This is a genomic window from Leifsonia sp. SIMBA_070 (assembly GCF_046534635.1).
GTDB lineage: Bacteria > Actinomycetota > Actinomycetes > Actinomycetales > Microbacteriaceae > Leifsonia.
The window spans coordinates 1-335 of the sequence record NZ_JAWRYK010000099.1; the positions used below are offsets into that span (position 1 = coordinate 1).

The 335-nt window shown below is 64.8% G+C and carries 1 protein-coding gene; it reads right to left on the reverse strand.

What is annotated here, in order from left to right; translation table 11 throughout:
- Positions 1-123: 123 nt before the first annotated feature.
- Complete coding sequence (locus tag SB754_RS19585; RefSeq protein ID WP_410784066.1) at positions 124-276, reverse strand: alanine racemase C-terminal domain-containing protein; 153 nt, start codon at positions 274-276, stop codon at positions 124-126.
- Positions 277-335 lie beyond the last annotated feature (59 nt).

Consider the following 335-nt stretch of genomic DNA (forward strand, 5'->3'; position numbering starts at 1 on the left):
TGAGGTCCCCTGCCATCAGCTGGCGGCCTAGCCGTTCCGCGGCAGCTTGGGTTTCCTCTGGCCCGGCGGTGCGGATTTCCTCTTCCCAAACGGGGGCGCTGCCGCCGTCGTTCCCTGCTGAACTCATGCCTTGGCCCCCTCTGAGTCGGTGTACTTGCGCTCCACCCGCGAACTGATGCGCGTGATGATTTCGTAGTTGATGCTGCCGGCGGCATCCGCCCACTCATCCACCGACGGCATCCCGACGCCGCCGAACAGGACCGCTTCGCGGCCCACAAGGTCCTTTCCTGTTCCCGCAATGCCAGGATGTCAAAGTCGTCCCGGGCAAAACGCAC